The organism is Mycobacterium sp. IS-2888 (assembly GCF_001954215.1).
In the GTDB taxonomy this organism is placed as follows: Bacteria; Actinomycetota; Actinomycetes; order Mycobacteriales; family Mycobacteriaceae; genus Mycobacterium.
The window spans coordinates 122,793-149,721 of sequence record NZ_MBET01000090.1; the positions used below are offsets into that span (position 1 = coordinate 122,793).

Consider the following 26,929-nt stretch of genomic DNA (forward strand, 5'->3'; position numbering starts at 1 on the left):
CGCGAGACTGTGCGCGCAGTCGTCCACCACTACACCCGTTTCAACGACGGGTCGGTTGTCAACAAGCGCACCCGATACTGCGGGAGAGGTGGCGTAAACGCTGTCGCCGTAGCCACGCAAGCCCAGCAGCCGTGTGTGCTGATTGGCCGCTTTGAGCTAAACGGCGACATGTCCAGAACGGACGTCGCCTTTGATAGTACCTCTCATGGCATGAACCGGCGATCGGGCACCGGGGTCGATCTTGAAAACAAGTAGATCTTGCGCGCGCGTAAATCATGCGGTAAGCACCCACAACGGTGCGCGACGGAACGCATCCTTTGAGCTGATTGTGGAATGGGTGCCATGAGTGATCGCGGCCTATTGACCGGGCGTGGCGCGGTGGTCTCCGGCGGCAGCCGCGGTATCGGGCGCGCCGTCGCCGAACTGCTCGGCAACCTCGGCGCCGGCGTGGTGGTCAACGGGCGCGACGGCGACGCGGTGCGGGAGACCGTCGCGGCGATCACCGCATCGGGAGGACGGGCCGCGCCGGTGGTCGGAGCCGCGGACGACGAGCGCATTGCCGCCGCCCTCGTCGACGCATGCATGAAGACGTTCGGGCGACTCGACATCCTGATCAACTGCGCCGGCATCGCCGAGCCGACCGGTTCCTCGATCCTGACCATCGCGCCCGACGAATTCGATCGCCTGATCAGCGCCCACCTCGGCACGGCGTTTCACACCTGTCGGATCGCGGCGCGTGTCATGGCGGCCCAGGGGCACGGGACGATCGTCAACACCAGCTCGGTGGCCTTCTTAGGTGACTACGGCGGCACCGGCTACCCGGCGGGCAAGGGCGCCGTCAACGCGCTGACCATGGCCATCGCCGCGGAACTCAAAGCCCACGGCGTGCGGGCCAACGTGGTGTGCCCCGGCGCGAGGACGCGGTTATCGACCGGCGCCGACTACGAGGCGCACATCGAGGACCTGCACCGGCGCGGGTTGCTCGACGAGATGACCATGCAAGCGTCGCTGGACGCCGCTGCGCCGGCGTTTGTGGCCCCGCTCTACGCCTACCTCGCCAGCGACCTGGCCCGGGATGTGACGGGCCAGATCTTCGTTGCCGCAGGCGGATTCGTCGGCCAGTTCGACCGCCCGGCGCCGCGCGTGTTGGGTTATCGCGACCATCACGAAGCCGAACCGTGGTCGATTGCGCAGCTGCACAAGATGATCGGCGGCGACTAAGCGATCAGCGGGAAGACCACGAGTAGCGCCCCGTAAGCGATGGCGATCACCGTCGCACCGGCCAGGCTGATCCGCCCCGACGCCCCGTCGATGGGGTCCAGCCAGCGCCGGAAGGGCCGCGAAACGGCCGGGACGAGCACCCACTGCAGCAACGCGATGCTGATCACATTGCCGACGAACACCGACAGCGACTGCCCGACGCCCAGTCGGCTGAGCGCCGGCGACAGCCACGTGGAGAGCACCATAACGGTCGGGTAGAGGCACAGCAGCACCAGCATCGCGGTCTTCCACCCCGGCGTAATCCTGGTGTGCCCCTGGTCAATTCGGATCGTGGAGCCGAATGGGGCGTTGTGCGGAAGCTCGGCGAAGTCTCTGGTCAGTTTCCCCCGCAGGCGGGGCAGGGCTTCCTGACGTTCCCGCGAGCCGACCCACGCCGCCAGCTGCTGAGCTGTACGGAACCGCAGCACCGACATCCACTGCCCCGCGGAATCCGCCGGAAAGACCGCGGTGCCTTGGTATCCGGGAAAGACGGAGCTGCTGCGAGTCAGATCACCCTGCGCGGCAGTGAATTCGGATTCGCTTCCGGCGGCCACGCTGTGCAGAAAGATACCGACGTTACCCGGCGGTGGCTCACCCTCGACAAGGATCAAGTCGGAGGCGCAGCGCCAGTAGCCCTGGGCTTCGCCGTCGCTGAGTACCGCTTGGCGTTCAGGGCCGTCCAGCCATGCGTCGAGCCGATCCGCACGGTCGAACGTGACCTCGACGGCCCAATCGAGCCGGCTTCCTTGAACCGATTCGCGCGCGCTTACGTATCCAAGGGAGTGACGGGCGCACGCTTCGTACGCGGCTACCCACCCGCTGAACCGCTCGGGGTCGGAGGGCGGATGGAAGATCGTGATCGCGGAGGCCCCAGCAGACATACGAGCTGTCTACCACCACCGAGACGCCCGCTTCGGGTTCTTGTCGTCGGCGCGGGTGTCAGCGGGATCTCGGTCGCCAGGGGCTTGCTGCGCGACGGCCACGACGTCACGGTTTTCGACCAGCGCACCGACACACGGGCGGGGGGCGGCGCCGTGACCATCTGGTCCAACGGCGAGACCGTGCTACGGCAGCTCGGCGTCGACATGGACGGCGCCGGTCAGCTGCTGTCCGGCGTGCAGGTCCTGACCTCACGCGGGCACCGCATCGCCAACCTCGACGTGACCACGATGGTGAAACGGCTGGGCGCGCCCGTCCGGATGGTGCCACGCCAGGTCCTCCTGGAAAGGCTGTTGGCCGGCTTGCCGACAAATCGCATTCGATGCGGCTCCCGCGCGGTGGGGATCGCCACCACCTCCACCGGTGTGCGGGTCGAATTCGAGGACGGCTCCGCGGTCGAGGGCGACTTGTTGATCGGCGCCGACGGCCTGCATTCGATGGTTCGCGACGTGGTCGGAGCGGAAGCGGCGCGGCCGACCGGGTGGTGCAGCTGGCAGGGACTCGTCACCGTTCCGGAGCTACCCGACAATGGCCTCGCGCTCATCGTGATCGGCGAACGCGGGAACACCGGCGTGTGGCCGGCGGGCGGCTCCGCGGTGCAGTGGTGGTTCGATCTGCCGTGGTCCGACGGCTTCGTGCGACCACACCGTCCGGTCGAGGTGATCCGCTCCAACTTCACCGGCTGGTCCGACGCGGTCGATCTGGTGCTGGCGAAGTTGACCGACGAACATCTGGCCGGCTCGCCGTACCCGCATTTTCAGCATCCGATTCCCCGACCGCTGCACGCCGGTGCGGTGACGTTGCTCGGCGACGCCGCGCACACCATGCCGCCCACGCTCGCTCAGGGGACCAACCAGGCCCTGCTCGACACCATGGTGTTGTGCAAGGCGCTGTCGGATTTCCGGGCGAACGGCGGCACTGGCGAGCTGTCCGGGGCGCTGCGCTGGTACGAGCGCACCAGGCGGCACCGGGTCAGGGCCGTATCCCGCGTGGCTTCGCTGCAGGTGGCCCATGGCGAGTCCGTGCTGCGACCGGCGACCTTGATATCCGACCGGTTGCATACCTGGACCCTGACGACCTTTTTGCGCTTGACCAGTCACCGCCGAATATCCGCGGAAATCGATCGCCGCCTTGGCGACCCGACCCCCGTCGCGGCATGCCCTCCGTGACCGAGCCCCTCACCGTTCGGGGCGATTACGACGCACCTTCGCGCTGGCTCTGGCTCGTCAAGTGGTGCGTGCTGGCCGTCCCGCACTACCCCATATTGATCGCTCTGTACCTGGTGTATCCGCCGCTCACCCTCGTGGCCGGCGTGGCGATCTTGTGCACCGGGCGGTATCCGCGGCCCATCTTCGACTTCAACGTGGGAGTGCTGCGCTGGTCGTGGCGCGTCATGAATTACCGGTTCCCGATGAACAGCACCGACAAATACCCGCCCTTCACCCTGAAGTCCCGGCCGGACTATCCGGGCGACCTCGAAGTCGACTATCCGCAGCGGCTGACCCGATGGGCGGTCCTGGTCAAATCGTGGCTGCTGGCGCTCCCGCAGATACTGCTGTGCTGGGCGATGGAACCCCTGCTGCAGGTGCTCACCGTCATCGCCGCCGTGACGCTCTTGTGCACCGGGACGATCCCGTCCGGAATGTTCGATCTCCTGATGGGCATCGTTCGGTGGCGCTACCGGGTGGCGGTGTATGTTTCGTTGATGAGCGACGAGTATCCGCCGTTCCGAATGGATTTAGGCAGCCGATAACGCGCGCTAATCCGTTGTTCCCCTACGTATATCGGTTTGGTCAGCCAATCTTCGACCGGCTCTTCTACAACCGATATCGTCGAGGCGCGCTCGCACACGCGACCGGCCGGCTGCTGTTGGTCGGACTGGGGCCCGGGGCCGATCTGAAGTTTCTGCCGCCCGTGGTGACCTCGGTCGCGGCGGTCGAGCCGGTGGCCGCGTTCCGGCGAATGGCGTCGCGGCTCGCCGCTCGCCGCGGCATTGCCGCCGACATCGTCGACGGGGCCGGCGAGTCGATCCCTTTCGCGGACAACAGTTTTGACTCGGTTCACCTCGGGCTGGTGCTGTGCTCGGTGGACGATGTGGCCGCGACACTGCGCGAGATCCGGCGGGTGCTGGTGCCGGGCGGCAGGTTGGTCGTCCTCGAGCACGTCCGCGGGGACGGCGCCACGGGCCGCTTGCAGGACCTGATCGCGACGCCATGGTCCTGGGCGGCCGGGGGGTGCAAGCCGAATCGCCGGACCGGCGAGGCGATTGCCGCGGCCGGGTTCGACATCGCGGGACTGCGCGCCGTCCGGACCCCGGTGCCGTTCCCGTGCAAACCGCATCTGCAGGGATTCGCCACCATGGCGGACTAGCCGGGTGGACTAGCCGGGCGGACTAGCCCGGGTGGACTAGCCCGCTACTCGACGCCTACCGCTTCGATGATGTTGAGTCGCGCGGCGCGCCGCGCGGGCGGCGCCGAGCCGAGCAGGCTGATCGCCACCGCCCCGAGGGTGAAGGCAAGGGCCGTCGGGCTGGGCCTGAAGGCGACCTGAAAATTCATCATGTCGCCGCTGACGAGGCTGAACAGCCATTGGTCCGCACACCCGAACGCCAGGCCCAAGGCGCCGCCGACAACGCCGATGCCCGTCGCCTCGACCAGCACCATCTGCAGGGTGAATCGGCCGCTGGCGCCCATCGCACGCAACACGCCGATTTCGCGGCGCCGTTCGAGCACCGACAGCGTCAGCGTGTTCAGCAGCGCCACCGCGGCCACGAGGACGACGATGATCCACACGGCGTTGGCGATGAACATGCTCTGATGCATCGGTGCCTCCAGGCCGGCGAGCTCGGCGCGGCCGTCATAGACATAGGTCGGCGCGGGCACCACGCGGCGGACGTCGGCCAGCAGTCGGTGCGGATCCACGCCTGGCGCGGCGGCGATCTGCAATGTCGTCGTCACCGGGCGGTCGAACCAGGCGCGCATCTGATCGAGGCCCATCCCGACGGTGCCGATGACCGTCGAGAAGTAGGGCACCAGCGCCAGCACGGTTGCCTGCTGCACCCCGTGCGGCGTCTGCATCCGTAGTTGATCGCCGACCCGGACGTGCAGAACCTTGCCCAGGTTCTGTGACAGCACCACGCCCCGGCCGTCCAGCAGCCGGTTGCGCACCCCCTCGTCAAGCGCGCGATACAGCGGGTCGGCGGATCCGGGGGAGAAGCCGTCCAGCATCACCCGGGCGCCCCCGACTTCCGCGAAACCGAACGCGCCTTCGATGACGCGGCCGACGCCCGGCACCGCGGCCACCTTCTCGGAAATCCCTTGCGGCAGCGGATCGGTGGGGAAGCTGTCGGGAGGATTTGCGCTCACCCAGACGGGGACGCCGGCGACCGGGACGAAGATGCTTCGCGCAGATCGGATCATGTCGTTGTTCGTGCCGGTAATCGCGACGGTGGTGACCACCGCGATCAGCACGGTCATCACCGTCGCCCATACCCGTCGCGGCGCGCGCTCGATGGTCGCCGCCGCCAACGCCCCGACGGAGCCGAAGGTACGCGCGGTCGCGGCCGTCGCGTTGACGATGGGTACGGTCAGCGCGAAACCGAGCGCGACCTCGGCCGAGAACACCGCGGACATCCCGACAAAAGCCGCGACGCCCCGTTGAGTGATGACCACGAAAAGCGCCACCGCGAAGACGACGACGGCCATTATCCCGGTCGTGATCCGCAGCCAGCGGGGCACGCGGTCCGCCGCGGAAACCCCGGCGGGCGCCAGCGCCTCGATCGGTGCCACCTTGTACACCTGCCGCGCGGCCATCGCCGACGCGATCACACTGGTGAGCGCGGTGGCCACGACGGCGGCCGGTATCGCGTAGCCGGGCAGCCAGTACTCGACACGCGCTTCGAGCCCCTGGGTCATGGCCGGCGGCAAACGGCCAATCGCGATGCGTCCCATCAGTATTCCGATGCCAGACCCGATGGCACCGCCGATCGTTCCCAGCAGCGCCGCCTCGGCGAGCATGTCCCGAACGATGATCGTGCGGCGGCCGCCGATCGCGCGCAGCATCGAGATGACCGGCCGGCGCTGCGTGATCGCCATGGTCATCGTGGTGTAGATCAGAAACGCACCGACCATCAGCGCGACCATCGCGCCCATCAGCGCCATGTAGTTCATCAGCTTGACACCGTCGCCGGCCCGGGTCGCCCTCATACCCGGATCGGCGACGATGGCTCTTCCGTTCACCGCGGCGCTGACCGCGGCGCGAACCTGGGCTAGGTCCGCGCCGGGATTGACGGTGATCAGGATCGAATCGAGCTGCCCCTGACGCCCGGTTATGTTCTGCGCCAATATAAGTGGGGCGAGAACGTAGTGTCCGCCGTTGAGGGCCGCAACCTGCTTGCCCGTGAGCACCTCCGTCACCGTGACCGAACCGGAGCCGAGTTGAAACGTCTCGTCTTTGGCGTGACCCACGCCCGGTCCGACGCGGACTCCGTTCGCCGGCCCGGCTGGCTGCGCAGCCCCGCCGCCCTTCAAGGCGTCTTTCAGGGCGCCGCCCAACGCCGCGACACGGTCGTCGGCGCCGAACAGCAGAACCGGTCCCGACGATGTGGACGCCGACGTGCGAATCATCGGCGCCGCAATCGCCACGCCGGGTACGCCGGCCACGTCGGCGGCTATCGTGTCGGGAAAACCCGCGTCGGTGATGCCCGACACCTCGAGCGAAGCGATGCCGGCGATCCCGTCGGCGAGGCGGTTGACCGATCCGGTGATCGAGCCGAAGATGCCGAACACGGCGACCAGATACATTGCGGATACCGCCATTACGGCGATCGACGCCAGCGTGCGCCGCCGATGCACGGCGAGTTCACGCAGGCTGAACACGCGCAGCCGGCTCGCCGCGGCACCGATTGCCCGGGCCGGTCTCACACCAGGACCGCCGAGCGGTCGTGTGAGACGACGCGGCCGTCCTGCAGCATGATCATCCGATCCGTCGCTTCGGCGGCCTCCGGATTGTGCGTCACCATCACCACCATCCGGCCACGGCCGGGTTCGTGCGCCACGTCGCGCAGCAGCGTCAAAATCGAAGCCCCCGTTGTGGAATCGAGGTTCCCGGTCGGTTCGTCGGCGAGAATCAGCGGCGGGTCCATCATCAGCGCGCGAGCCACGGCGACGCGCTGCATCTGGCCGCCGGACAGCTCCGCGGGGCGGTGCTGGGTCCGGTTGCCCAGCCCCACTCGTTCGAGCAGCCGCATCGCCTCCGGTTTGGCCTTGCCCAGCCGGACGCCGTCGAGCAGCTTCGGCACCGCCACGTTCTCCCACGCCGACAGGGTTGGCAGCAGATTGAAGAACTGGAATATGAAGCCCACGCGATGATGGCGAAACTCCGACTGCTGCCCGTCGGAAAGTTGGCCGATCTCGTCGCCGTCGAATTCGATCGAACCGGAGTCCGGCGAGTCCAACGCGCCGAGCAGATGCAGCAACGTGCTCTTGCCCGCCCCCGACGGCCCGACCATCGAGATGAACTGCCCACCCTCGAGCCGCAGGCTGATCTTGTCGAGCGCGCGCACGGTTTGGCCGCCGACCCGGTACTCGCGCACCACGTCCAGGAGATCGATGGTCAGCAGTTTGTGTTTGGGACCGGCGCAGGTGTCGACCCGTCTGAACATGATCCTCCCGCGAGTCCGCACGGCGCTGATATCCGACATAACGAGTCCGAACCCCGATCGGTTCAGCCGGCGGCAGCGGGCGCGAGGGTCGGCCAGGCTCTGATGTTTAGGTTCCTCGCCGTTCGGGGAAGTCCGTCCGTCAACAACTGGGTGCGGGCGCGCCCGGGATGTCGTTGTGTCCGAATCCGCGAAATCGCATCGCGCTCATACGGATTTAACGCGAAAAGACCTGTCAGACGGTGGATCTCCACATCTCTGCTACTTAAACTCTGTTGGGGAACCGGGGGTTCTCGACATCAATAGTCGAGAAGGCGAGTATGGAACGACTGAGTGGGCTTGACGCGTTCTTCCTCTATATGGAAACGCCGACGCAGCCGCTAAACGTGTGTTGCATCTTGGAGCTGGACACGTCGACGATGCCCGGCGGCTATACGTACCGCCGTTACCGCGCCGCACTGGCGAAGCACGTGAGGGCCGTACCGGAATTCCGCATGAAGCTCGCCGACAACCAGCTGAACCTGGACCACCCGGTGTGGGTGGACGACGAGAAGTTCCAACTGAGGCGCCACCTGCATCGTCTCGACGTGCCCGGGCCTGGGGGCCGCCGCGACCTGGCGGAGATCTGCGGGTATATCGCCGGGTTGCCGCTGGATCGCCATCGCCCGCTGTGGGAGATGTGGGTGCTCGAGGGCGGCGTACGGAGTGACGCGGTGACAGTGATGCTCAAGGTTCATCACGCCATCGTCGACGGGGTTGGGGGCGCGAACCTGCTCGCCCAACTCTGCAGCCTGCAGCCCGACGCGCCGCCACCCAGGGCAGTCCGGGGCGCCGGTGGCGGCAATCCGCTGCAGATCGCCGCGAGCGGACTGATGGGATTCGCGATGCGACCGTTGCGCCTGGCGACTGTGGTCCCCGCAACGATGCGAACACTGATACAGACGGCTCTGCGCGCGCGCGAAGGCCGCACCATGGCCGCGCCCTTCAATGCCCCACCGACCCCGTTCAATGGCCCGGTCGGTGCGACTCGCAACATCGCTTACACCCAGCTCGACATGCGCGACGTCAAGAGGGTCAAGGAGCGGTTCGGGGTGACCATCAACGACGTGGTGGTGGCCCTGTGCGCGGGGGTGTTGCGGCGATTCCTGCTCGAGCGCGGCGAGCTGCCCGACACCCCGCTGGTGGCCGCCGTCCCGGTGTCGGTGCACGGCAAATCCGACCGACCCGGGCGCAACCACACCACATGGATGTTCTGCCGCGTGGAGAGCCAGATCAGCGACCCCGCCACGCGCATTCACACGATCGCCACTGGAAACGCCGCCGCAAAGGACCACACCACGGCGATGGGTCCTACCTTGCTGCACGACTGGACTCAGTTCGGCGGCCCGACGATGTTCGGGACCGCCATGCGGATCCTGCCCCGTATTCCGCACAGTCCCGTCTACAACCTGATCCTGTCGAATGTGCCCGGACCGCAGGCCCAGTTGTATTTCCTCGGTTGCCAAGTCGACACGATGTATCCGCTCGGCCCGGTCCTCGGCTTCGCCGGACTCAACATCACCGTCATGTCGCTCAACACTGGACTCGGTATCGGCATCATCGCCTGCCCCGACCTGGTGCCGGACCTGTGGGGTATCGCCGACGCGTTTCCCGATGCGCTCAAAGAGTTGCTGGAATGCCCTGCAGGGCAACCGGAAGATAGCTGATGTCGCCGGTTAGTCGCCGGTTAGTCGCCGGTTAGAGGTGTGCGTGAGCCTCCTGCGTCCTACGCTGTGCGGGACCCAGGAGGCTATTTGCCAATGCAACCGAACCCGCTCGACCCTGTCGCCAGCGAACGGCTGTCGCACGCCGGGAAGGTCTTTACATCTGACCTGTCGATCAATGAATTCGCCTTGCTGCATGGGGCGGGTTTCGAGCCGATTGAACTCGTGATGGGCGTCTCCGTCTATCACGTCGGCTACCAATTCACCGGCATCAGGCAACAATCGGAGTTGCCCGTGCTCACCGACGCGACGTACCGCGCGCGCTGGAACGCGATGTCGCGGATGCAGGCCGAGGCCGATTCGCTGGGTGCGGACGGCGTGGTGGGTGTGCGGCTCGAATGGCGTCACCAAGAGGGCGAACACCTCGAGTTCATCGCCGTCGGTACGGCCGTGCGCTACACGGCCAAGCCGGGGGCCTTTCGACGCGGCAACGGGCAGGCCTTCACCAGCCACCTGTCCGGACAGGATCTGACGACGCTGCTGCGCTCCGGGTATACGCCGGTTGCGTTCGTGATGGGCAACTGCGTGTTCCACGTTGCCGTGCAAGGGTTTTTGACGATGCTGAAGCAGGTGGGCCGCAACGCGGAGATGCCGCAGTGGACGCAGGGCAGCTACCAGGCCCGTGAACTGGCGATGTCACGCATGCAGAGCGAGGCCGAGCGAGACGGCGGCAACGGTATCGTCGGCGTGCATTTCGCCGTCTCCAACTATGCCTGGGGACATCACACCGTCGAGTTCTATGTTGCGGGAACCGCCGTGCGCCGCAACGGCGAACCCCAGACCATCACACCGTCGTTCGTGTTGCCGATGAGCGAGTGATGACGGGCTTCGACCACGACCGGGTCAGCCGCGCCGTCGGAACCGCGTTGGCCGGTCCCGGGGGAGTTGGGCTAGTGGTCAGGGTGTTCTGTGGTGTGCCGGGAGTGATCCTGACCCCGGCACGGCGGGGATTTTTCCGCTCGCAGCCCGAGCGCATCCAGATCGGTGACTGGCGCTACGAGCTCACCGCAGACGGGCGGCTCGCCGCGGCCCACGTGGTGAATGGCATCGTGCTGGCCGAGGAGGTCCTCGCCGCGGCCGCCGTCGGCCCGCACATCGCCCGCGCGCTCGGGCAGGTGGTGAGCAACTACGGTCCGACGATCATGCCCAACATCGACGCGGCCCTCGAAATGCTCGAGGCGGGAAGCTTCGGATGAGGGATCATCAAGCGATGCAATCCATTTCGGCGCCTACGCCGTGTCGCGCGGGCCCGCCTGGTCGATCGCCAGCACCCACCGGCTGAATTTCCACATGCGGTCCTCCTTGACCGCGGTGAACTCGTAGCAGCCCGACAGGTCGGGGGTCGGCGGGCCCCCGTCCCGGATCGCGAACACCTGGACATAGCAGTATCCGGTCGCTTCGGTCGCGCCCTGGCTGGAGAACCAGAACGAATTCAGTGCGTGCCGGCGCTGGTTGTTCTCGGCCTTGAAGTCCTCTTTTCGGACCGCGAGCAACTTCATCACCGTGTCGACGTCTCCCGAGAGTGTTTTGCCCTCGTGCTGCAGGACGAGTTGCGGCGACTCGGTGAACAGCGCGCGGAAGTCGTCGAGGAGGTTCTCGTCATAGGTGTAGGCGTACGCGCCGAACAGGTTGATGATGGCCAACCGATCCGCCACGTCGAAGTCGGCGCTGCCGACGTCTCCCACCGACCGCAGCCCATCGTCCACGGTTCGACCTCCTCGATCTCGCCGCCCGTCACAGCGGCCCTCTATCGAGTGTGCGCCGACGGCCTCGAGTGTGCAGCGACGGCGCCGTGGGGGCACAGCCGTCCGGCGTCTCAGGCGACGGATGCCCCGAGTATGAGGTTGACCGCCTCGTCGAGTTGGCCGGCGATTTCGTCGTAGCTGACGAACCGCGCCGTCATCAGGGCACCGGCGAAAGTCATTTGCAAGGTGGATTTCACCGCGCGCGGCCAGCCCGGGCCTAGCGCGGCCCCGATCCGTCTGGACACCTCTTCGCCGATCTGTTCGCGCAGCGGCTTGACCGCCGGATCGTCGGCCATCAGCGCCGCCCCGCATGCGATGGTCAACTCCGGCTCGTCGGCGACGACCATCGCCATGTCCCGCATCGTCGCACTGACCCGGGTCTTGGTGGTGTCGTTGTGGGTGTGCAGCGGAAGTTCCCGCAGTAAGCGCAGATACACGGCCGCCACCAACGCGCTTTTCGACGGAAAGTACGTGTAGGCGCTGGCCGGCGATACACCGGCCCGGCTGGCGACGGCACGCATGGTCAGGGTGGCGTAGGACGATTCGCGCAATTCCGCCAGACCGGCGTCGAGTACTTTGCGGATCGTCTGCCCGGGCCGGCGGTCGGACCGGCGGGATGTGCGTGCCCCAGCGCGGACGGGAGGAGCAACGTCTCTAGACACCCGTCCAGTGTAGGGAACAAAAGGTAGAGCCGACAATTCTGCGCGCGGGCGGCGCCGATCCACCTATTACGGCGAATACGGCGTCCTTTCGCAGTTTGGTTGACCTTGCCCGCTGGCGGTGAAGCCGCTAGCCTCGGGCACCAAATACAGACATCTGTCCAGAAATTTGTCGAGGGGGGCCGCCATGACCGATAGTTGTGTTCTCGTCACGGGGGCATTCGGCCTGGTCGGCTCGGCGGTGGTGGCCGAGCTCGCCAGCCAGGGTTGCCGGGTTGTCGCGACGGATCTCGACGTTCCCGCGAATCGCAAACGCGCCGACGCCTTCACCGCCCGCCCCGGGGTGGACGTACGGTGGGCCGACCTGACCTCGGCGACGGACGTGGACGCCCTGCTCGCCGACGTAACACCCACGGCCGTCATTCATTTGGCCGCCATCATTCCGCCTTTCTGCTATGCGCGCCCCGGGCTGGCACACGCGGTCAATGTGGACGCCACCGCGAGCCTGGTCCGGGCGGCCTCGGCGATGCCGACCCCGCCGCGTTTCGTGCAAGCGTCCAGCGTCGCGGTCTACGGCGCCCGCAATCCGCACCGCACCGATGAGTTGTTGACGACGTCGACGCCGACGCAACCCAGCGACCTCTACGGCGCCCACAAGGTCCTGGCGGAGGAGTGCGTGACCAATTCGGAGCTGGACTGGGTGATACTCCGGCTCGGCGGGGTGCTCCTGGCCGAACCGCAGTGGGCACTGGACCGCGACCTGATCTTCTTCGAAGCGGTACTGCCCTCCGACGGACGCATCCAAACCGTCGACGTGCGCGACGTCGCCCGCGCATTTCGCGCGGCCACCGAAACCGAGCACGTCCGCGAAATATTTCTCGTCGGCGGCGACGACACCCACCGCGTCACGCAGGCCAACGTGACCACCGAGGCCGTCGCGGCAATGGGCTTGCGGGGCGGGTTGCCGGCGGGACGGCCCGGCAACCCCGACGACGACCGGGCCTGGTTCGCCACTGACTGGATGGACACCGAGCACGCGCAGAATGTGCTTGGTTACCAACGTCATTCGCTGCCCGCGATGTACGCCGAGATCCGCGCCAGGGTGGGCTGGCGCCGTTGGCTGCTGCGGCCGCTCGCGCCCGTGCTGCGTTGGTATCTCCGTCGGCGCTCGCCGTATCGCGGATTCCCCGGTCACCACGCGGACCCGTGGGGAGCGATCGCGAAACGCTGGGGCGACCCCCGTCCGGCGCCGCGTGTCGACGCGGAGACACCGGCCGTGCGGCGGTAGCCACCCACGCGCTTAAGGTGGCGCCTGTGAGCAGGGAGGACCGCCACCGCTGGGATCAGCGGTACACCAGCCGGGGCCCGGCCGACGCCGGCGACCCCGACCCACCCGGCGTGTTCGCCGGCTATGCGGAGGCATTCCCGACCGCGGGCCGGGCCCTCGATGTGGCATGCGGCCAGGGGCTCGGCGCGGTCTGGCTGGCCCGCCGAGGCTTGACGGTCTGGGGGCTGGACGTCTCTCCGGTGGCCATCACCCACGCGCGGCATCTGGCCGAGCGACGCGGCGTCGCCGATCGCTGCCGGTTCGATGTCGTCGATCTCGACGACGGTCTGCCGGACGGGCCGCCCGTCGACGTCGTCCTCTGCCACAAATTCCGCGACCGCCGCCTGGACGGGGCAATCATCGGGCGGCTTGCGCCCGGCGGCTTGCTCGCGATCGCGGCACTCAGCGAAGTAGGGGCCGAGCCCGGGCCATTCCGTGCCACGCCCGGCGAGCTGCCCGCGGCATTCGCCGCACTCAACGTGGTGGCCGCCGGCGAAGGGGAGGGCTGCGCCTGGTTGCTGGCCCGCGCTTGACGACTCAGGCCTCCAGCCTGGCCCGCACCACGGCCATTCGCTCTTCGAGCTCCGCCTCGTCGATGACGCCACGCGCCACCAGCGAGTGCGCCAGCGCAACCAGCCGGTTCTCGGGGTAGGGCAGATTCGAGTAAACGGTTGCCGACAACGCGTCCTCTTCGTCACGCCGATCGACGAAGCTGAGTATTTCTGGGCCGCAAGCACTTTGGTCGAGCGCATCGCACATGCCGTCGAGGCTCGTCTTCCACGGCGGCACGGGGTTATCGACGCCATGCTTGGCCGCCATGCGGCTCCAGACCTGGTTGCGTTCAACAATTTTGGACAACGGTGCGATCGAATTGCTCATCTGTCGCTAGTCCACGGGATGGATGGCCGGGCGCGTTTGGGTGATCACGTTGGAGGTCACCCCCGCTTTGGGCAAAGCGACACCGATCAGGCAATCGCGGGTGACGATTTCGGCGAGCTGGTCTTCGGTCCAGCCCTCGGTTCCTTCAGGACGGACGGGCATCACCATGAAACGGTGCTTCTGGTTGGAATCCTCCACGCGAATCTCGACCTCTTCCGGGAGGTACAGCCCGAACTCCGCCAGCACTTGCCGCGGCCAGCGCACGATGCGGCGGCGGAAGTTGGGTGTGCGGTACCACTCGGGTGAATTGCCAAGAATGGGGCGCGGATAGCAGGAGCACAACGTGCACACGATGACGTGGTGCAGGGTGGGCGTGTCTTCGAGCACGTGAAAGGCCGTGAAGTCACTCGGTGTTCCGAAACCCGTCGGTTGCAGCCAGTCGACACCGACTTCCCTACTGGCCGCAAGCGGATCGGAGAGGGCCAGCTTCTTGAAGCCAGGATCGAGCCATGCCCGGGCCACGAGGTGAGCGGCGGGCGTCGGGCCGATCTGCTCGGCGAATTCGGTGAAGCGGCGATGGTCCTCAGCGGTGAAAATCCCCTTCTCGATACATAATTCGCGAAGGGCGATCTCGAGTACTTCGAAGTCGGTGATCTCATCCACCATCGGTGCGGCGGTACGGTCGTGGTCGTGGTCGTGGTCGTGGTCGTGTGCGGTCACGCTGAGGTCCTTTCGCCGGCCGCTTCGAGCCACCGCTCGGGGATTTCCGTCTGCACCGTGTCAGTGTCCGGCCCGGTATAGCCGTGCCACAGCTCGGCGAGGTTGAACCGAACGATGTAGAACCATTCGGGCTTCTGGTCGGGCCCGTCCCAGGTTTCATCCTCGGCAGCGGGGCTTTCGTACGAGACGACGGCGATCTCGCCCTTGGCGCCACGCACATACTCCTGGGTGCGGGTATAAAACAGGATGGGCAGGTCCCGAACGACGACCTGGTCGCCGACCCGGAACTTCGGCTCGCCCGCTTGTCCGGCGTACACCTGGGGGTCGCCCTTGCCGACCGCGTGCGTATGGTGACGGTTGCGGTCGACGGTGGACGGATCGCCTTCGAACTTCGGCTTGGCCTCGAGGGGCTTGCCCTGCAGGCCACCTTGATACCGGCCCTTCACCTCGGCCATCCGTTCGGCCAACTCGGTCAGGCCGATGTGATGCTTCTCGACAAGGACGCGTGCGACGGCCAGCAGCCAGCGCCCGTAGTAGGGCAGTCCGAGGTAGATCGTGCGCCCCAGGTCGACGTTGCCCATCCGGCGGCGTTCCTCCGACAGCCAGATTCCGCGCCAGCCGAGAACCTCACACATGACATAGGTGTTTTCTTCCCATGCCTCGTATTGCTTGTTCTCCCACGGGATCGGGGCATCCGGTTCGCCGCCGACGTCGTGCGGGGTCTTGGTGTACGCGTCGAACCGCTCGTGGTCGATCAGATCGGGTGTCGGCGCGTCGGGAAGTTCTGGGTAGGAGGATTTGAGCCGGGCAACCAGGTCGAGACGGGCTACCCGGTCCGACGGAGTCGTCATGGCCTACAGCTCACTCCTAGCGCCGAGATCGCGCAACCACTAAGCGAATCCCGTGTCCGGTAATGTCACGAAGATGGAGCGGCGCGAGCTCGAAGCGGTCATTTACGAACGCGAACCGCCGATTGCCCGGATCATTCTGAATCGGCCCGAAAAGGCCAACACCAAAGATGCGGTTCTGGTCACCGAAGTCGACGGCTGCCTGAAGGAGGCCGACCGCGACAAGGAGATCAAGGTCGTCATTCTCAAGGCCAACGGCAAGGGCTTCTGCGGCGGCCACGTGGCCCGCTGGGGTCCGGACGAGAACCCGTACCCGGATTTCGGGAATACGTTCGAGGATCTCTATAAGGGCACCGCGGACCTGTTCCTGTGGCCGACGCTGTATTTGTGGGAATTCCCCAAACCGACGATCTCGCAGATCCACGGTTATTGCATGGGCGGCGGGATTTATCTCGGGCTGCTGACGGATTTCTGCGTGGCGTCCGAGGACGCGTATTTCCAGATGCCGCTGGCCCAAAGCCTCGGGGAACCCGGCGGCCACACCATGATCGAGCCGTGGTTGATGATGAACTGGCACCGGACCATGGACTGGTTGTTGCTGGCGCCGACGCTGTCCGCGCAGCAAGCCCTGGATTGGGGCCTGCTCAACAGGGTGGTGCCACGCGAAGATCTCGAGGACACCGTCGAGGAGATGGCGCGCAAGATCGCGCAAATCCCGTTGACCACGCTGATGGCGGTGAAGAGCAACGTCAAGCGGGCCTGGGAGCTGATGGGCATGCGGGTACATCTGCAGGTCAGTCACATCCTGACCAACATGGTCGGTGCGGCGTCCGATGTTCAGGCGCGGCGGGCCGAGCTCATGCAGTCGGGCATGAAGCCGCGCGAATTCATCGGCCGCGACGAGACGGACTCGGGGGACTAGCCCCGCGAACGTGACGCTGCAGTCACGTTCGAGGCCGAGCGTGACGCTGCAGTCACGTTGGAGCCGGGCGCGGGGAGTTAGCGGCTCATCTCGCCGGCGATCTTGCGGCCCGCGGCATGGCGCGCCGCGACGTAACCGAACACCATCGTGTTGGCGATGCTCGCGCCGGCGCCCGGATACGTCCGGCCCATCACCGTCGCGGTGGTATTGCCGGTGGCGTACAGACCCTCGATCACCCGGTCCTGCTCGTCGAGGACCTGCGCGTATTCGTTGGTAATCACACCCCCACACGTCCCGACGTCCGCCGGGAGCACCCTGGTGGCGTAGTACGGCGCGCGGTCGAGCGGGCCGACCGCAGCGTTCGGGCGGTAGCCGGGATCGCCCAGGCAGTCGTTGTAGGCCGATTGCCCGCGGCCGAAGTCGGGGTCCAGGCCCTTGGCGGCGAACCGGTTGAACCGCGCGACGGTGCGCGCCAGTTCGTCTGCGGGAAGGTCGATTTCACGGGCGAGGTCGCCGATGGTGTCGGCCCGCTTCACCGCGCCGCCCTCGATCAGCTCGGGCGGCAGCTGCCGGTTGCGTTTGAGGGGATTGCTGCTGGTGACGTATCGGCGAACGTAACCCTCGTCGAAGATCATCCAGCACGGCACCGCCTTGTTGGCATACATCGCTTTGCCGACCTCGACGTAGGAGTTGGACTCGTTGCAGAACCGGCGGCCCGTCGAGTCGACGTAGATGGCCCCGGGTCGCTGCCTTCCCGACCCGAGTGACGCGGCCGCGGCGCCACCGTTGGCGATGAAAACCGACGGCAGCCACCATGCTTCGTCCAGCAGATCGGTTTTGGCGCCCAGGCGCATCGCCGTCTGCAACACCTCGCCGGTGTCCCCGGCGTTGGCGATCGACCACTGCGCCTCGTTCGGCTGGTCCCCGCTGTATTTGCGCCGCATCTCCTTGTTGTGGCCAAAGCCGCCGGCGGCCAGCAGCACGCCCTTGCGCGCCTCGATGTTCAGCGTTTCGCCGTCGTGGCGGACGCGGGCGCCGACGACCCGGCCGTCTTCGACGATGAGGTCCTCCATCGGGGCATCGGTCCACAACGGAGGCTCGCCCCCAGGATCCCCGCCGAGATCGATCAGCGCCTTCAACATCTGGGCAATCAGCGAGGCGCCGTTGGTCAGGATCTGGCGCCGGCGGATCCGCGCGGATGCGGTGCGCAGGAACACCTTTGTCGCCACCGCGAACGCGCGCGGCGAACGGTTGAAATACTGAACCGAGCGCAGCTCGTTGGTCAGCACCACGTACCCGTAGTTCTTCGCCAGCGGCGGCTGCACCTTGTCGTGCCAGCTCCCGAGCTCGGCGGCGTCGAAGGGAACGCCTTCGACCGCGCGTCCGGACTCGTTGCCGCCCTTATGGTTTGGGTAGTAGTCGCTCCAGCCTGCGCATCGGATCAGCCGGACCCCTTTGCGAACAAGGAAATTGATCATCTCGAAGCCGGCGGTGAGAAAGACTTCACGACGTGCGGGCGAGGACGCGGCGCCGATGTCGCCGACCACGTCGGCCAGATATGCCAAACCGGCCTCGTGCGAATCGGCGATTCCGTCGGCCCGCATCAACGGGTTGTTCGGCATCCACACGATGCCGCCCGAGAGTCCGGTGGAACCGCCCACCAGGGCCTGCTTCTCGACGATCAGCGGCTCCAGCCCAGAGTCGAGCGCGGCCAGCCCGGCGACCATGCCACCGCCGCCGCTTCCGGCGATGAGCAGGTCGACGGAGCGGTCCCACCGGGTCGTCATCGTGCCTCCGCGGCGGTGCTCGAGCCAAAGCCGAGGTCGGCGACCGGAACGTCAATGGTGGTGTTGGTCTTCTGAATCGCGGGCACCAGCGATTCGTACGGCAGGCCGGCGAGGAAGCCGTCGACGACGCGTTCGAAGTTGGAGATCAGTCCCTCGATCCGATTCGACAGCCGCATGTATTCGAATCCCTTGGAGTGCAGCCCTTTTTGCTGACGTGGCAGGTTCGAGAAGTCCTGGGCGGGGATCGGTGGCCAGCGCGGATCGTCGGGCGCCATCGGCTCGGGTGGTGTCGGCTTGCCCGCGGACTGGTCCGCGGGCAAACGGGTCAACGACCAGATTTCGAACAACGTTTCCTCGGGACCCAGCGGGCGGATCCGGTACGACGAGGCGCTGCTGTAGGTGGGCAGGATGAAGTGGTGCGGGAAGCAGAAGCCGATCGCGTCGGTGATCCCGCGGCGGATCAGATCGTTGAGGTCCGGCATGTCGCTGCCGCGGGCCCGGTGCCAGCCGACCACGGCGTCGTTGAGGGCGCTACGCCAGGCGGTCATCGCCTCGGCCGGATCGGACGGAAGCGCGATGGTCTGCAGCCCCTCGGCGATGCGGATGTCGTTCTCGTGGGTCATGCCGCCCATGCCGTCGCCGAGGGTGCGCATGAAGTACAGGCTGCTGGCGACGACGGGATGCACCGCCTCGGACGGGCTGCCCGTCTGCGCCGAGGGGAGCAGCTGCGGGTGCGTCTGCGGGACGTGGTAGCCCTCCATGAACGCCGCCGTCGCGAGCTTCCAGTTCACCGGTAGTCGACACGATTGCCACCACTCGACGCGCAGCGATTCCACCTTCCAGGCGTCATAGATCGAGGCGAACGGCTCCATGCAGTCCCGCAACGGGGGCGCGCCGTCGTCGAGGTTGATCCATGCGCAGCCACCCCAAAGCTCGCACCGGACGGAGACGAGTTGCAGGTCGTGCGGGCGCAGGTTCTCCTCGGCGAACTCCTCCGGTCGCAACACGAACGTGTTGCGGCCGTCGATGCCCCAGCACCAGCCGTGGAACGGGCAGACGAAGGTACGCCGATTTCCGTTGCCCTCCACCAGCTTTACCCCGCGGTGACGGCACGCATTGTGGTACGCGCGGACGTTCCGGGCGTCGACTCGCACCACGATGATCGACTCGTCGAGGATCTCGTACTCCACGAAGTCGCCGGGCTTGGGGATTTCCTCGAGCCGGCAGGCCATCTGCCACACGCGCGGCCAGAACATCTCCTTCTCCAGCGCGTAGAACTCCGGATCGTAGTAGCGCTGCTTGGGAATCCGGTCGACCGTCTCCACCGCCCACGGCACCGGCAGCGGCGTCCAGTGCACATCGGTGCTCACCATTTTCGTTCCCTCGTTCATAGGATGCGCGACGCCCTGCCCTGCCAATAGCGTTCGCGGATACGCCTTTTGTAGAGCTTTCCGTTCGGGTCCCGGGGCAGTTCGGGCTCGAATTCGACGGTGCGCGGGCACTTGTAGCCGGCCAGGTGTACCCGGCAGTATTCGATGAGCTCCGCCTCGAGATCGGGCCCGGGCGTGACGCCTTCGGCCGGTTGTACGACGGCCTTGACCTCTTCGCCGAACTCGTCGTTGGGCACGCCGAAAACCGCCGCATCGACCAGTTTCGGATGCATCACCAGGACGTTCTCGGCCTCCTGCGGGTAGATGTTCACCCCACCGGAGACGATCATGAACGTCGATCGATCGGTCAGGTACATGTACCCGTCCTCGTCGACGTAGCCCATGTCGCCCAGGGAGCGCCAGCCGCGGTCGTTGGACACCGACGCGGTCTTCGCGGGATCCTTGAAGTACTCGAAATCGGGCCCACCTTCGAAGTAAAGCTCTCCAGGCTGCCCCGTGGGAAGCTCCCGTCCGTCCTCGTCGAGGACGTGCACCGGCGCCATCGGTATGCCCACCGAACCGGGATGGGCCAGCCACTCCTCGGGACCGATCGTGGTACCCGCGAATCCCTCAGTGCCCCCGTAGTATTCGTGGATGATGGGGCCGAACCACTTCATCATCTGATGCTTGACGTCGACCGGGCAAGGGGCGGCCGCGTGGATGACGCACCGCAGGCTGGAGACGTCGTATTTGTCGCGGACGGCCCTGGGCAGCTTGAGCATCCGGACGAACATCGTCGGCACGAACTGCGCGTGGGTGACGCCGTGCGTCTCGATGAGTTGCAAAACGGTCTCGGCGTCGAATTTCGCCATGACGATCGCCGCGGCGCCCACCCGATGGACCGCCATGGTGTAGTTCACCCCGGCGGCGTGGTAGAGCGGCGCGGGGGAGAGGTACACGCTCGATCGGTCCATCCCGTACTTGTGGGTGAGCGCCAGCTCCAGCACCGACTGGGCCCACGAGCCGTTGCCGTCGCCCGGAAGCGGGCGGCGAACGGCCTTGGGACGTCCCGTGGTGCCCGACGAGTAGAGCATCTCCGAGCCGTCCGCCGTCGGCGGCGGATCACCGGCCGCGGCCAGCGCGTCCTCATAGGCCCGCCAGCCCGGCGGCGCGGCACCCCCGACGACCAGGTGGACCTCGACCGCCGCGTTGACGTCGCGAACGTGAGCCGCGAGTTCGCCCATCGAGGCATCGACAAAGACCGCCTTGGCGTCGGAGTCGTCGATGACATAGCAGACTTCTTCGGCAGTGAAGTGCGTGTTGACCGGCGTGTAGTAGAGCCCGGAAAGCTGGCAGCCCCAGGTGATTTCGAAGAACTCGGGCCGGTTCGGCAGCACCAGGGCGACCCCGTCGCCACGGCGCAGCCCGGCGCCGTGCAGCATCGCGGCGACCCGGAGGCTGCGGGCGTGCAACTCGCCGAACGAGATCGTGGGGCCGCCGGCCATGATCAAGGCCGGCGCCTCGGTGGCAGCGATCGCGTGATCGGCGATGTTCACCAGCGAACCTCGAACGGTTACGTGGTCGCGGCGCCGTCGGTCGACGCGGCCGCCGCGGCCTGGCGCCGGGCCTGCTCGGACGGCAGCACCTTGTCCTTGAACACCTGCTGTATCAGCTCCTGCACGTCCCTGCTGATCGAGGCCAACGCGACGAGGTCGTTGGAGCTTTGCCAGTGCACCCGCATTCCCATCAGCTCCCAGGCCCGCTTGAGGTTGGCCTTGGTCGCCAGCAACGTCGTCAGCGGTGCCTGGGCGATGTGGCGGGCGATGGCGTCGGCGCGCGCTTCCAGTTGGTCGTTCGGCACCACCTCGTTGACCAGGCCGACCTCCAGCGCCTTCTTGGCGTCGATGACCTCGGCGAGGTACAGGTAATAGGCCGCCCGGCGCCAGTTCATGAAGACCCACGGCTCGATCGAGCATTCGCCCGACGGCATGCCGAAGCCCTGCAGCGGCGGGTAGGAGAAGTAGGCGTCCTCGGCGGCGATGACGATGTCGGTGGTCAGCCCGTAGTGGGTGCCGCCGCCGACGCAGTAGCCGTGCACCGCCGCGATGGTCGGCTTGGAGAACTCCCACAGGTTCAGGATGGGCTTGACGAACAGGTCGGTCTGCGGCTTCCACGGTGTGCCCATGTGTTTGGCGCCCTCGACGAACTCCGGGTAGTCGACCGCGTTGTTGCCGATGGCGTGCCCCGAGCAGAAGCCCTTGCCGTTGGCCTTGAGGATCAGCACCTTGATGTCGTAGTCGCGGTCCGCGTCCAGCAGTGCCGCGTCGACCTCTTCGGCCAGCTTCTGGTCCTGGGCGTTGGCCTTCTCGGGCCAGTTCAGCGTGACCCGTGCGATGGGGCCTTCCTTTTCGTAGATGATTCTCTCGCGGGTCTCATTGAGGTCCATGTGTGTGCGTACCTTTCGCTTTGCCGATTATGAAGTAATGACGCCGATTTCGGCGCCGATGTCGTAGGTGGTGCCGAGCTGGCCCGTCCACTGCACGGTGCCCGACGCCCCGGCTTCGATTTCCTGTTCCACCTTTTCGGTGGCGATCACGTAGATCGGGGTGCCCTCTTCGACATGCTCACCGGCATCGACCAGGAAGTCGGTCAGTTCGGCTTCCGAGACGGCCACCGATACTCGTGGGATACGAATGACGAAGTCAGCCACGCGCTTCCGCCCTGTCCAGGGTTCGCTGCGCGGCCGCTACGATCCGGGCCGGCGACGGGTACATCTGCGCCTCGAGCGCGGCCGCGGCCGGGTTGGGGACAAACCTGGCGCCGACCCGCTCGACGGGGGCGGCCAGCTCACCGAACAACTCCGATTGCAGAATCGCGGCGATTTCCGCTCCGGGCCCGGCGAATTGCACTGCGTCGTGGACGATTACGGCTCGGTGGGTGCGGCGGGCGGAATCGACGATCGTCTCGACGTCGAGGGGAACGAGGGTGCGCAGGTCGACGACCTCCGCGCTCACGCCCTGCTCGGCCAGCGTGTCCGCGGCCGCGAGCGCGTCGTGCACCGGGCGTCCGTAGGCGATCAGCGTCACGTCGGTGCCGGGGCGCTTGATGTCGGCCTGGCCCAACGGGATCGAGAATCCCGGGTCGAGCGGAACCGGGCCCTTCTTGCCCTGCAGGCGGATCGTCTCGACGAACAGGCAGGGGTCCTCGTCGAAGATCGCCGAAGTCAGCAGGCCTTTGCCGTCGCGGGGTGTGGAGGGCACGATCACCTTCATCCCGGGGATGTGCATGAACCACGCCTCCAGGCTCTGGGAATGCGTGGCGCCGGTGGCCAGTCCCGCGTACACCTGGGTGCGGACCGTGATGGGCGCCGTCGTGCGCCCGCCGGTCATGAATCGCAGTTTGGCGGCGTTGTTGATCAGCTGGTCGGCCGCGATGCCGATGAAGTCCATGATCATGATCTCGGCCACCGGCAGCAGTCCGTCGATCGCGGCGCCGATCGCCGCGCCGACGATCGCGGCTTCCGAGATCGGCGTGTCCAGGACACGGTCGTGGCCGTACTTCGTCGACAGCCCGGCGGTTGGACCGGAAGCCCCCGGATCGGCAATGTCCTCGCCCAGCAAGAAGACTCGGTCATCGGTCGCCAGCGCCTCGTCCAGCGCGAGGTTCAGCGCCTCGCGCATGGTCATCTCTTTGTCGTCCATGTCGTTACACCGGGAACTTGATCGGGGTTGCGTACACGTCCTGGTCGAGTTCCTCGCTCGACGGGGATTCCGCGCCCATGACGGTTTTCAACGCCGCCTCCACGGCCGCGACGGCCTCGGTGTCGATGCGGTCGAGCTCGTCCTCGGTGCAGATGCCGGCTTCGGCGAGGTGGCCGCGGAACCGCGGCACCGGGTCGGCCGCCATCGCCTCCGCCAGTTGGTCCTTGGGGATGTACGGCATCCGATCGCCGAAGTAGTGGCCGCGGAAGCGGAACGTCACGCACTCGATGAAGGTGGGCCCGGCTCCGTCGCGCGCCCGCCGCAGCGCGTCGTCAAGCGCGGACTTCACCGCAAGCGGGTCGTTGCCGTCCACCCGGATGCCGGGCATGCCGTAACCGGCGGCCCGGTCGGCGACCCGTTCGAGCTTCATGGTGTCGGCGGTCGGCGTCATCTCGGCGTACTGGTTGTTCTGGCACACGAACACCATCGGCAGGTCCCACAACGCGGCCATGTTCGCCGCCTCGTGAAACGAGCCGGTGTTGGTGGCGCCGTCACCGAAGCTGACCACCGTGACGCGGTCGATGCCCTTGCGTTTGGCGGCCATCGCCAGGCCCACAGCCACCGGCGGCCCGGCTCCGACGATCCCGGTCGAAAGCATCACGCCTTTGTCGGGTTTGGCGATGTGCATGGTGCCGCCTTTGCCGCGGCTGGCGCCGACGGTGCGTCCCATCATCTCGCCGTAGATCTCCTCGAGCGGAACCCCCTTGCCCATGAGGTCGTGCAGACCCCGGTACGTGGTCACCAGCTGGTCGTCGGCTCGCAGCGAGACGCCCATCGCTGCGGCGATCGCCTCCTGGCCGCGCGAGGGCCAATACACGCACATGAACTCGCCGGTGCCGATTCCTTTGGACAGTCGGTCATCGGCCGCCTTCATCAGGATCATGAGCGCGTAGATGTCACGCTGTACGTCTGGGGAGTGAGCGTCGGTCATCGCGTAGTTCCGTTGCGGTGCAGTCCGATTGGTGCCACTGCCGTCACGCACCCGACCAAGGCTTGACCTTGAGGAAGCCGCCGCCGTCCACCCGCAGCTGCTGGCCGGTGATGTAGCGTGCCGCGTCGGAGGCGAGGAACACCACTGCCTCGCTGATGTCCTCGGGTTCGACGTAGGGGATCGGCATCGCCTGGACCACCGGGAAAACCGGTTCGGCATCCTCACGTGTCGGTTCTTTCAAGTCGGGTCGGAAGGCCCGGTACATCGGCGCGCTGTGCAACATGTCGGTATTGACATTCGTCGGGTGCACGGCGTTCATCCGGATCGAGAACTTCGCCAACGCCAGGGCGAAGTCGTTGACGTAATGTGCGGCAGCGAGTTTGGCGAACGCATACCCGGCCCCGCCGGGACCGCCGTCGATCCCGGTGGTGTTCATCGACGACATGAATGCCGCGTTGGACCCGATCACGACGATCGACGCGCCGGCTTGCAGATGTTTCAGGCTCGCGTGCACCAGGTTGAGCACACCGAGCAGGTCCACGTCCACCGCGTCGGCGAAGGCCTGCGGCGGCAGCCCCGCGGTGAGCGGACAGATGCCCGCGTTGGCGACCACGACGTCGAGATGCCCGAACTCCGCGACACCTTCGTCGATCGCCGTGGCCAGCGCCACCCGGTCGCGGACGTCGGCAATCGCGGTGAACGCGCGCTGGCCCTCCTTCTCGACCAGGCGCGCGGTCTCTTCCAGATCCTCGGGCCGCGCCAGCGGGTACTCGTTGGTTTCGATATCCGCGCACAGATCCACCGCAATGATGTCCGCGCCCTCCGCGGCCAGCATCCGCGCATGCGACCGCCCCTGACCGCGCGCGGCGCCACTGATCACGGCCACCTTGCCCGCTACCCTGCCCATCGCCCGTCCTTTATCCCCGCGCTTATGTCGGCGACCCACGTTGGGGCCCAAAGCCGTTCGGATCGGATCAATGGTCGGCTCCATCGCATCTCTTCCACGTAAAACTGCGCATGGCTGCAGCCGGGCTCTCAGTATCCCTTAGAGTAGCTAGAATATCTAAAATAGCAAGAAATGGTGGCGGCTGAGGGGATCGGCGATGTCAGGCGTGCTGAGTGGGGTCCGGGTCGTCGAATTGGCCTCGTGGACGTACGTGCCGTCGGCCGGTGCCGCCCTGGCGGATTGGGGCGCCGACGTGATCAAGGTGGAAGGCGTCGCGTCCGGAGATCCGGGACGCGCGCTGGTCGTCGGTGGTTTCACCCGCGAAGCGGCCCGCCCGGACGCCGACTTCATCCTCGAGTTGGGCAACCGCGGCAAGCGCAGCATCGCCATCGACGTCAAGTCCGACACCGGGCGGGATCTGTTCGGCCGGCTGTTGGCCAGTGCGGATGTCTTCCTGACCAATTGGCTGCCCGCGGCACTCGAACGGGCCCGGCTGACCGTCGAGGACATCCGCGCGTTCAACCCGAAGATCATCATCGCGCGGGGGACCGGCCTCGGGGTGCGTGGCCCGGACCGGGATCGCGGCGGTTTCGACGCCGCCACCTACCTGGCGCGGGGCGGGGTCGCCTACACATTGACGCCGTTCGGGTCCGAAACACCCGCCGTCCAGGGCCCGGGGTTCGGGGATCTGCAGGGCGGGGCGACCCTGGCCGGGGGCGTGTGCGCCGCGTTGTTCCACCGGGAGCGCACCGGTGAGCCGACGATCGTCGATTCGTCACTGCTGGCCCAGGCGATGTGGGCCATCGCACCGGCGATTTGCGCGGCCGATTTCTTCGACATCGACGGTATTCCGGGCGTGCCGCCGGGGTTGGCCATCAATCCACTCGTGAATAGGTACAAGACCAAGGACGGCAGGTGGATTCAGCTGGTCTTCTTGCAGCCCGACAAATTCTGGGCCGGATTCTGCGAGCGGATCGGTCTGCCGGAGCTGGCCACCGACGAGCGCTTCGTGCCGTCGAGCAATCTGATCGCCAATGCGGCCGCGGCGACCGAGATCGTGGCCGAGACGTTCGCCCGCCATGACCTCGCGCACTGGCAGAGGGCGCTGGCCGACGAGCCGGGGGTATGGGCCGCGCTGGCCACGCCGCGAGAGACCCTCAACGACCCGCAAGTCGAACCCAACGGATACGTGGTGACCAACGTCGACGACCACGGCGAGAAATACCGGATCGTCGCGGCGCCCGTCCAATTCAACGAAACCCCGCCGGGTCCGGCGCGTGCTCCAGAGCATGGGCAGCATACCGAGGAGATTCTGCTCGAGCTCGACGTCGACTGGGACGACATTGCCAAGGCAAAGGACCTCAGAGCCATTCTGTGAGGCCGGCGGCCACCGCTTGATTTTGATACCCCATG

At 66.7% G+C, this 26,929-nt stretch carries 27 protein-coding genes; 11 read left to right on the forward strand and 16 right to left on the reverse strand.

Annotation, left to right across the window (positions count from 1 at the left end; genetic code table 11):
- Window positions 1-342: 342 nt before the first annotated feature.
- A complete protein-coding gene (locus A5745_RS16595) occupies window positions 343-1,221 on the forward strand; it encodes an SDR family NAD(P)-dependent oxidoreductase (protein ID WP_076117481.1) in 879 nt (292 codons plus the stop codon).
- On the opposite strand, the gene A5745_RS16600 is transcribed toward A5745_RS16595, so the two are convergent.
- Entirely contained in the window at window positions 1,218-2,141 is a 924-nt protein-coding gene (locus A5745_RS16600) for an antibiotic biosynthesis monooxygenase (RefSeq protein ID WP_083662952.1), read from the reverse strand. The two genes, A5745_RS16595 and A5745_RS16600, sit on opposite strands and share 4 nt — an antisense overlap.
- Between A5745_RS16600 and A5745_RS16605 the strand changes: the two genes are divergently transcribed.
- The 3 genes from A5745_RS16605 to A5745_RS16615 are packed head-to-tail and all read left to right on the forward strand — an operon-like array spanning window position 2,106 to window position 4,569.
- Window positions 2,106-3,368: an NAD(P)/FAD-dependent oxidoreductase gene (locus A5745_RS16605; protein ID WP_076117410.1), complete on the forward strand. Its 1,263-nt coding sequence runs from the start codon at window positions 2,106-2,108 to the stop codon at window positions 3,366-3,368. The two genes, A5745_RS16600 and A5745_RS16605, sit on opposite strands and share 36 nt — an antisense overlap.
- Window positions 3,356-3,952: a DUF4389 domain-containing protein gene (locus A5745_RS16610; RefSeq protein ID WP_076117413.1), complete on the forward strand. Its 597-nt coding sequence runs from the start codon at window positions 3,356-3,358 to the stop codon at window positions 3,950-3,952. The genes A5745_RS16605 and A5745_RS16610 overlap by 13 nt, the downstream gene beginning before the upstream one ends.
- Window positions 3,949-4,569: a class I SAM-dependent methyltransferase gene (locus A5745_RS16615; RefSeq protein WP_076117485.1), complete on the forward strand. Its 621-nt coding sequence runs from the start codon at window positions 3,949-3,951 to the stop codon at window positions 4,567-4,569. Before A5745_RS16610 ends, A5745_RS16615 begins: the two co-directional genes overlap by 4 nt.
- 44 nt (window positions 4,570-4,613) lie before the next feature.
- Here A5745_RS16615 and A5745_RS16620 read toward each other — a convergent pair whose 3' ends face one another.
- Window positions 4,614-7,121, reverse strand: coding sequence for an FtsX-like permease family protein (locus A5745_RS16620; protein WP_076117416.1), 2,508 nt, complete (start codon window positions 7,119-7,121; stop codon window positions 4,614-4,616).
- On the reverse strand, window positions 7,118-7,861 hold the full coding sequence (locus A5745_RS16625) for an ABC transporter ATP-binding protein (protein ID WP_371336979.1): 744 nt from the start codon (window positions 7,859-7,861) through the stop codon (window positions 7,118-7,120). The genes A5745_RS16620 and A5745_RS16625 overlap by 4 nt, the downstream gene beginning before the upstream one ends.
- A gap of 317 nt (window positions 7,862-8,178) precedes the next feature.
- Between A5745_RS16625 and A5745_RS16630 the strand changes: the two genes are divergently transcribed.
- The 3 genes from A5745_RS16630 (at window position 8,179) to A5745_RS16640 (ending at window position 10,817) form a co-directional block, all read left to right on the forward strand.
- The gene (locus A5745_RS16630; RefSeq protein WP_076117418.1) at window positions 8,179-9,564 is read left to right on the forward strand and encodes a wax ester/triacylglycerol synthase family O-acyltransferase; all 1,386 of its coding nucleotides are present in this window, start codon (window positions 8,179-8,181) and stop codon (window positions 9,562-9,564) included.
- Window positions 9,565-9,657: 93 nt separating this feature from the next.
- Entirely contained in the window at window positions 9,658-10,440 is a 783-nt protein-coding gene (locus A5745_RS16635; RefSeq protein ID WP_076059900.1) for a heavy metal-binding domain-containing protein, read from the forward strand.
- Window positions 10,440-10,817, forward strand: coding sequence for a DUF5073 family protein (locus tag A5745_RS16640; RefSeq protein WP_076059902.1), 378 nt, complete (start codon window positions 10,440-10,442; stop codon window positions 10,815-10,817). Before A5745_RS16635 ends, A5745_RS16640 begins: the two co-directional genes overlap by 1 nt.
- Window positions 10,818-10,850: 33 nt before the next feature.
- On the opposite strand, the gene A5745_RS24770 is transcribed toward A5745_RS16640, so the two are convergent.
- Together A5745_RS24770 and A5745_RS16650 are read right to left on the reverse strand one after the other, a co-directional pair.
- Window positions 10,851-11,327, reverse strand: a complete 477-nt coding sequence (locus A5745_RS24770) for a nuclear transport factor 2 family protein (RefSeq protein ID WP_076117420.1) — start codon at window positions 11,325-11,327, stop codon at window positions 10,851-10,853.
- Between the two features lie 110 nt (window positions 11,328-11,437).
- A complete protein-coding gene (locus A5745_RS16650; RefSeq protein WP_076059906.1) occupies window positions 11,438-12,028 on the reverse strand; it encodes a TetR/AcrR family transcriptional regulator in 591 nt (196 codons plus the stop codon).
- A 184-nt stretch (window positions 12,029-12,212) separates the two neighbouring features.
- Here A5745_RS16650 and A5745_RS16655 point away from each other — a divergent pair, with 184 nt between their 5' ends.
- Both A5745_RS16655 and A5745_RS16660 read left to right on the forward strand, forming a co-directional pair.
- Complete coding sequence (locus A5745_RS16655) at window positions 12,213-13,313, forward strand: NAD(P)-dependent oxidoreductase (protein WP_076117423.1); 1,101 nt, start codon at window positions 12,213-12,215, stop codon at window positions 13,311-13,313.
- 26 nt (window positions 13,314-13,339) lie between these two features.
- On the forward strand, window positions 13,340-13,885 hold the full coding sequence (locus A5745_RS16660) for a bifunctional 2-polyprenyl-6-hydroxyphenol methylase/3-demethylubiquinol 3-O-methyltransferase UbiG (protein WP_076117426.1): 546 nt from the start codon (window positions 13,340-13,342) through the stop codon (window positions 13,883-13,885).
- 4 nt (window positions 13,886-13,889) lie between these two features.
- Here the strand turns inward: A5745_RS16660 and A5745_RS16665 are convergent, their stop codons facing one another.
- Genes A5745_RS16665 through A5745_RS16675 form a run of 3 tightly spaced genes read right to left on the reverse strand, consistent with a single transcriptional unit; the run spans window position 13,890 to window position 15,802 of the window.
- Window positions 13,890-14,231 (reverse strand): thiocyanate hydrolase, encoded by a 342-nt coding sequence (locus A5745_RS16665; protein ID WP_076117428.1) that lies wholly within the window; start codon window positions 14,229-14,231, stop codon window positions 13,890-13,892.
- 6 nt (window positions 14,232-14,237) lie between these two features.
- Window positions 14,238-14,897: a thiocyanate hydrolase subunit gamma gene (gene scnC, locus A5745_RS16670; protein WP_076059960.1), complete on the reverse strand. Its 660-nt coding sequence runs from the start codon at window positions 14,895-14,897 to the stop codon at window positions 14,238-14,240.
- Between the two features lie 50 nt (window positions 14,898-14,947).
- Entirely contained in the window at window positions 14,948-15,802 is an 855-nt protein-coding gene (locus A5745_RS16675; protein WP_076117430.1) for an SH3-like domain-containing protein, read from the reverse strand.
- 73 nt (window positions 15,803-15,875) lie between these two features.
- Between A5745_RS16675 and A5745_RS16680 the strand changes: the two genes are divergently transcribed.
- Window positions 15,876-16,721 carry an enoyl-CoA hydratase-related protein gene (locus tag A5745_RS16680; RefSeq protein WP_076059962.1) on the forward strand — a complete coding sequence of 282 codons (846 nt, stop codon included), beginning with the start codon at window positions 15,876-15,878 and terminating at the stop codon, window positions 16,719-16,721.
- 77 nt (window positions 16,722-16,798) lie between these two features.
- On the opposite strand, the gene A5745_RS16685 is transcribed toward A5745_RS16680, so the two are convergent.
- Genes A5745_RS16685 through A5745_RS16720 form a run of 8 tightly spaced genes read right to left on the reverse strand, consistent with a single transcriptional unit; the run spans window position 16,799 to window position 25,477 of the window.
- Entirely contained in the window at window positions 16,799-18,508 is a 1,710-nt protein-coding gene (locus tag A5745_RS16685) for an FAD-binding protein (protein WP_076059914.1), read from the reverse strand.
- Complete coding sequence (locus tag A5745_RS16690) at window positions 18,505-19,881, reverse strand: SRPBCC family protein (RefSeq protein ID WP_139329655.1); 1,377 nt, start codon at window positions 19,879-19,881, stop codon at window positions 18,505-18,507. Before A5745_RS16690 ends, A5745_RS16685 begins: the two co-directional genes overlap by 4 nt.
- 14 nt (window positions 19,882-19,895) lie before the next feature.
- Complete coding sequence (locus tag A5745_RS16695; RefSeq protein WP_076117436.1) at window positions 19,896-21,434, reverse strand: acyl-CoA synthetase; 1,539 nt, start codon at window positions 21,432-21,434, stop codon at window positions 19,896-19,898.
- A 17-nt stretch (window positions 21,435-21,451) separates the two neighbouring features.
- Window positions 21,452-22,324 carry an enoyl-CoA hydratase/isomerase family protein gene (locus tag A5745_RS16700; RefSeq protein ID WP_076059919.1) on the reverse strand — a complete coding sequence of 291 codons (873 nt, stop codon included), beginning with the start codon at window positions 22,322-22,324 and terminating at the stop codon, window positions 21,452-21,454.
- A gap of 27 nt (window positions 22,325-22,351) precedes the next feature.
- Window positions 22,352-22,588: a lipoyl domain-containing protein gene (locus tag A5745_RS16705; protein WP_076059921.1), complete on the reverse strand. Its 237-nt coding sequence runs from the start codon at window positions 22,586-22,588 to the stop codon at window positions 22,352-22,354.
- On the reverse strand, window positions 22,581-23,579 hold the full coding sequence (locus A5745_RS16710) for an alpha-ketoacid dehydrogenase subunit beta (protein WP_076117439.1): 999 nt from the start codon (window positions 23,577-23,579) through the stop codon (window positions 22,581-22,583). Before A5745_RS16710 ends, A5745_RS16705 begins: the two co-directional genes overlap by 8 nt.
- 4 nt (window positions 23,580-23,583) lie before the next feature.
- On the reverse strand, window positions 23,584-24,570 hold the full coding sequence (locus tag A5745_RS16715; protein ID WP_076117441.1) for a thiamine pyrophosphate-dependent dehydrogenase E1 component subunit alpha: 987 nt from the start codon (window positions 24,568-24,570) through the stop codon (window positions 23,584-23,586).
- A gap of 43 nt (window positions 24,571-24,613) precedes the next feature.
- The gene (locus A5745_RS16720) at window positions 24,614-25,477 is read right to left on the reverse strand and encodes a mycofactocin-coupled SDR family oxidoreductase (RefSeq protein ID WP_076059926.1); all 864 of its coding nucleotides are present in this window, start codon (window positions 25,475-25,477) and stop codon (window positions 24,614-24,616) included.
- 196 nt (window positions 25,478-25,673) lie between these two features.
- Here A5745_RS16720 and A5745_RS16725 point away from each other — a divergent pair, with 196 nt between their 5' ends.
- Window positions 25,674-26,894 carry a CaiB/BaiF CoA-transferase family protein gene (locus tag A5745_RS16725; protein WP_076117444.1) on the forward strand — a complete coding sequence of 407 codons (1,221 nt, stop codon included), beginning with the start codon at window positions 25,674-25,676 and terminating at the stop codon, window positions 26,892-26,894.
- Window positions 26,895-26,929: the final 35 nt, after the last annotated feature.

Bases quoted from the DNA above. Each gene is read 5' to 3' on its own strand.
- A5745_RS16685 (WP_076059914.1), bottom strand. From the start codon at position 18,508: ATGACGACCCGGTGGGACCGCTCCGTCGACCTGCTCATCGCCGGAAGC.
- A5745_RS16700 (WP_076059919.1), bottom strand. From the start codon at position 22,324: ATGGACCTCAATGAGACCCGCGAGAGAATCATCTACGAAAAGGAAGGC.
- A5745_RS16600 (WP_083662952.1), bottom strand. From the start codon at position 2,141: ATGTCTGCTGGGGCCTCCGCGATCACGATCTTCCATCCGCCCTCCGAC.
- A5745_RS16675 (WP_076117430.1), bottom strand. From the start codon at position 15,802: ATGACGACTCCGTCGGACCGGGTAGCCCGTCTCGACCTGGTTGCCCGG.
- A5745_RS16720 (WP_076059926.1), bottom strand. From the start codon at position 25,477: ATGGGCAGGGTAGCGGGCAAGGTGGCCGTGATCAGTGGCGCCGCGCGC.
- A5745_RS16625 (WP_371336979.1), bottom strand. From the start codon at position 7,861: ATGTTCAGACGGGTCGACACCTGCGCCGGTCCCAAACACAAACTGCTG.
- A5745_RS16655 (WP_076117423.1), top strand. From the start codon at position 12,213: ATGACCGATAGTTGTGTTCTCGTCACGGGGGCATTCGGCCTGGTCGGC.
- A5745_RS16680 (WP_076059962.1), top strand. From the start codon at position 15,876: ATGGAGCGGCGCGAGCTCGAAGCGGTCATTTACGAACGCGAACCGCCG.
- A5745_RS16710 (WP_076117439.1), bottom strand. From the start codon at position 23,579: ATGGACGACAAAGAGATGACCATGCGCGAGGCGCTGAACCTCGCGCTG.
- A5745_RS16715 (WP_076117441.1), bottom strand. From the start codon at position 24,570: ATGACCGACGCTCACTCCCCAGACGTACAGCGTGACATCTACGCGCTC.
- A5745_RS16595 (WP_076117481.1), top strand. From the start codon at position 343: ATGAGTGATCGCGGCCTATTGACCGGGCGTGGCGCGGTGGTCTCCGGC.
- A5745_RS16635 (WP_076059900.1), top strand. From the start codon at position 9,658: ATGCAACCGAACCCGCTCGACCCTGTCGCCAGCGAACGGCTGTCGCAC.
- A5745_RS16665 (WP_076117428.1), bottom strand. From the start codon at position 14,231: ATGAGCAATTCGATCGCACCGTTGTCCAAAATTGTTGAACGCAACCAG.
- A5745_RS16605 (WP_076117410.1), top strand. From the start codon at position 2,106: ATGGAAGATCGTGATCGCGGAGGCCCCAGCAGACATACGAGCTGTCTA.
- A5745_RS16690 (WP_139329655.1), bottom strand. From the start codon at position 19,881: ATGGTGAGCACCGATGTGCACTGGACGCCGCTGCCGGTGCCGTGGGCG.
- A5745_RS16640 (WP_076059902.1), top strand. From the start codon at position 10,440: ATGACGGGCTTCGACCACGACCGGGTCAGCCGCGCCGTCGGAACCGCG.
- scnC (WP_076059960.1), bottom strand. From the start codon at position 14,897: ATGGTGGATGAGATCACCGACTTCGAAGTACTCGAGATCGCCCTTCGC.
- A5745_RS16725 (WP_076117444.1), top strand. From the start codon at position 25,674: ATGTCAGGCGTGCTGAGTGGGGTCCGGGTCGTCGAATTGGCCTCGTGG.
- A5745_RS16610 (WP_076117413.1), top strand. From the start codon at position 3,356: ATGCCCTCCGTGACCGAGCCCCTCACCGTTCGGGGCGATTACGACGCA.
- A5745_RS16630 (WP_076117418.1), top strand. From the start codon at position 8,179: ATGGAACGACTGAGTGGGCTTGACGCGTTCTTCCTCTATATGGAAACG.